Raw genomic sequence first — 3,597 nt, 5'->3', positions numbered from 1 at the left:
ATCACCCTCTTCGACATGCTTCCAATTTTCGTCATCCCCGCGAAGGCGGGGACCCAACTGATGCCCGTGCAACATGAAGCATCGGGAGATGGGTTCCCGCCTTCGCGGGGATGACGGCGGCATAGTCGCAGGCGATCACACTTCAGCCCATGCTCAGCCCGGAATAGACGCCGAGCTTGTTGCCGTCGGGGTCGCGCAGGTAGGCCCCGAAGGCGCCGCGCGCCTGCGGCTTGGCCTCGGGGGCGCCTTCGTCGGTGCCGCCGTTGGCCAGGCCCGCCGCGTGCCAAGTCCTGACCGCATCCTGATCCGGCGCGTCGAACAGGATCGTGCCGCCATTGCCGTGCGTGCACGCCTCGCCGTCGCGCGCCGGGCCGAGCAGGAAGCGCACGCCGCCAAGGTCCCACATCACGATCGGGTACTGGTCCGGCGTCGAGCAGGGTGCGAGGCCCAGCGCACCGAAGGTCGCGTCATAGAACGCGCGGGTCCTGGCAAGGTCGTTCGACCCCAGGCGGATGGACTTGAGCAGCACGGTTTCCTCTCCCTTTCCCGTTTGCGGAGAGAGTGTCGGCGCGCAGGGCAGGGGTCAACGAGCGGAGACGCAGGGGCGCGAGATATCGCGCAACGGATGGAGCGCGGACTTATCCACCTGATTCCCGCCTCCGTGAAATGGACGGGGCCGTGCCCTTTCGGCATTCCGGATCGCCATGTGGCACATCTATCAGTTCCCGCTCTGCCCCTTCAGTCGCAAGGTCCGGCTGCTCATGGCAGAGAAGGGCATCGCGTATGAACTCCAGACCGCGCGACCGTGGGAAGGCGAGGATCGCCTCTTCGCGATGAACCCGGCCGGACGCACGCCGGTGATCCGTGAAACCGACAAGGGCCTCGTGCTGTCGGACAGTCGCGCGATCTGCGAATACTTCGAGGAGACGGTGGATCGCTATCCGCTGATCAGCGGCACCGCCCAGCAGCGGGCCGAGATCCGCCGCCTGATCGCGATGTTCGACGAGAACTTCTACAACGACGTTTCCGGCCCGCTGCTGCTGGAGCGGATGAAGAAACGCCTCGTGTTCCGCCAGGCGCCCGATGCCAAAGCGCTGCGCGAATCAATGAAGCTGGCGCACGACTACCTCGACTATATCGACTACCTGATCGACAACCGGCCCTGGCTTGCCGGCGCGACGATGACGCTGGCGGACCTCGCGGCGGCGGCGCAGCTGTCGGTGGCGGACTATCTCGGCGGCCTCGACTGGTCGAGCCACGAGCAGGCGCGCGGCTGGTATCTGGTGATGAAGTCGCGGCCCTCGTTTCGGCCGCTTTTGTCGGAGCGCATGGAAGTGATCCAGCCGCCCAGCCACTACGCCGAAGTCGATGCTTGATAGATTCCGTTCCCCGCGAAGGCCGCAGGGACCGGGCTTGCATTACTTGTCGAGGCGAACGGTGCGCTCTTCCTTGGGCACCTGACGCACAGGCACGGCGGCGAGCCACTGCTGGAACGCCTCGTTGTCGATCATGCCGCGCGTGATCTCGGTGCCCTGCTTGAAGGTCGCGAAGCCGTCGCCGCCTTCGGCGAGGAAGTTGACCACGGTGACGCGGTACTTCGCGGCAGGGGCGAGCGGCTTGCCGTTCAGCGTCAGCGACACCACGCGGCTGCCCGAGGGACGGCGCATGTCGTACGAGAACTTCAGCCCGGCCGAGGGCGCCAGCGCCTGCTTGTCGCCCGCGTCGTCGAGCCCGTCCTCGATCACCGCGCGGACCTGCGCGCCGGTCAGCGTCATCGTCACCAGCTCGTTGTTGAAGGGCTGCGTCGCGTAGACTTGCCCGAAGGTGACGGTGCCGTCCGGCGCCGGATCGATCGGGGCGCGGATGCCGAAGGGGTTGGTGAAGGCGATCTGCGCGCCCGCAGCCCGGGTGCCCGCGAGCTGCGAATCGGCAACCAGGTTGCCAAGGTCGCCGCCGCTGGCGCTCTCGCTGCTGCCCTTCGCCGCCGGGCCTGACATCTTGCCGACCGGGCGCTGGATCAGCCCGGCTGCATCCTTCACGTAGCCCGCTACATAATCGGCCACGTCCGCGCGCGGCTGGAACTGCGGGTAGGCGGTGGTATTCGGCACGTCGCCTCGGCCGCTGGTGTAGCCCGGCGACTGGACGATCACGTTGCGGGCCTTCTTGGCGATGACCTTGTGGCTGGCGGGGTCGATGGTGAGGGTGATGTCGGTCACCAGCTTGCCGTAGACGCCCGCGCTGGTCAGCAGGATGGGGGAGCCGTCGCCCGACTGGCCGTACTGGCACACGTACTGCCAGTGCGTGTGCCCCGAGACGACGAAATCGACGCCGGGGTTCAGCTTGTCGAGGATCGGCTGGATGTCGCCCGCGAAGCCCTCGCACGAATTGGGGTCCTTGGCAGCCGTCTTGCCGCCCTGGTGGATCAGCACGACGACGGCGTCGGCGCCCTCGGCCTTGAGCACGGGAATCGCCTTGTTGATCGCCTCGGCCTCGTCACCGAAGGTCAGTCCCTTGACCATGTCGGGCTGGACGAGCGTGGGGATCGACTTGAGCGATAGGCCGACGAAGCCGATGGTCACTTTGCTCGCGCCCTCACCGAAGGTCTTCAGGCCGGTGGCGGGGAACAGTGTGGTGCCGTCGTCCCTGTAGGTCGCAGCGGCGAGGTACTTGTAGCTGGCGCCCTTGAACTGTTCGAGCTGGCAGGGCTGGAGGCGCGTGTTCTTCTCGCAGCCGCCGTTCTGGAGGCGCTGGAGTTCCTTCCAGCCGCGGTCGAACTCGTGGTTGCCGACCGCGTTGAACTCCAGCCCGATGCGGTTCATCACGCCGACCGCCGGTTCGTCGAGGTGGAGCGAGGAGGCCAGCTGCGAGGCGCTGGTGAGGTCGCCTGCCGCGACGACGACGTTGTTCGGGTGTTGCGCCTTGAGCGAATCGACCGCCGAGGCCAGCCACGCGCCGCCGCCTGCGGGCACGTTGACCGTCTTGCCATCAGGGCCGGGGGCCTCGACCGAGGCCTTGGGCGGCTCCAGCGCGCCGTGGAAGTCGTTGATGGCAATGATGCCCACTTCCACCGGGGTGGCCGCCGTGACGGGCGCTCCCGGGCGGGTTGCCTGCGGTGCAGCGCAGGCAGCGGTGAAAGCGAGAGCGAGGAGCGGCAGAGCGCGTAGACGGGGGGAAGTCATGACCCGGCTCTATCGCACTGCAATATGACGGGCCAAGGGACAATTTCGCCGACGGCCTGTGCGAATTGTCAGCGCACCTGATCCTCCAGCGCATGCATGGCGTCGTCGGACAGGCCGAAATGGTGGCCTACTTCGTGGATCACCACATGCGCGACGAGGTCTTCCAGATCCACCTCGGTCTCACACCATTCGGCGAGAAGGGGCTGGCGATAGAGCGTGATGCGCGGCGGGAATTCGCCCGAGATCCACACCGAATCGGTGTCCATCGACCGGCCGTGATAGAGTCCGGTCAGTTCCCAGGCATCCTCGATGCCCATGGCGCCCAGCGTTTCCTCGTCCGCGAATTCCTCGATGTGGACGGTGATCCCGTCGAGGTGCTGCGCGAAGGGCGCAGGAATCCGCGCGAAGGCGGCGTGGG

Annotated in this window: 4 protein-coding genes; 1 reads left to right on the top strand and 3 read right to left on the bottom strand. The window is 66.8% G+C overall.

Annotation, left to right across the window (positions count from 1 at the left end; genetic code table 11):
• Positions 1–142: 142 nt before the first annotated feature.
• Entirely contained in the window at positions 143–529 is a 387-nt protein-coding gene (locus tag ACYPYD_RS22000; RefSeq protein ID WP_008829330.1) for a VOC family protein, read from the bottom strand.
• Between the two features lie 175 nt (positions 530–704).
• On the opposite strand from ACYPYD_RS22000, the gene ACYPYD_RS21995 reads away from it, so the two are divergent.
• Entirely contained in the window at positions 705–1,376 is a 672-nt protein-coding gene (locus tag ACYPYD_RS21995; RefSeq protein WP_008829331.1) for a glutathione S-transferase family protein, read from the top strand.
• A gap of 42 nt (positions 1,377–1,418) precedes the next feature.
• On the opposite strand, the gene ACYPYD_RS21990 is transcribed toward ACYPYD_RS21995, so the two are convergent.
• A complete protein-coding gene (locus ACYPYD_RS21990) occupies positions 1,419–3,179 on the bottom strand; it encodes a bifunctional metallophosphatase/5'-nucleotidase (RefSeq protein WP_459665509.1) in 1,761 nt (586 codons plus the stop codon).
• Positions 3,180–3,247: 68 nt separating this feature from the next.
• A partial coding sequence (locus ACYPYD_RS21985) for a metallopeptidase family protein (protein WP_459665506.1) occupies positions 3,248–3,597 on the bottom strand: 350 nt, incomplete at its 5' end.

Source organism: Novosphingobium sp. 11B, assembly GCF_054589055.1.
This window is presented reverse-complemented; position numbering and strand designations above follow the sequence as displayed.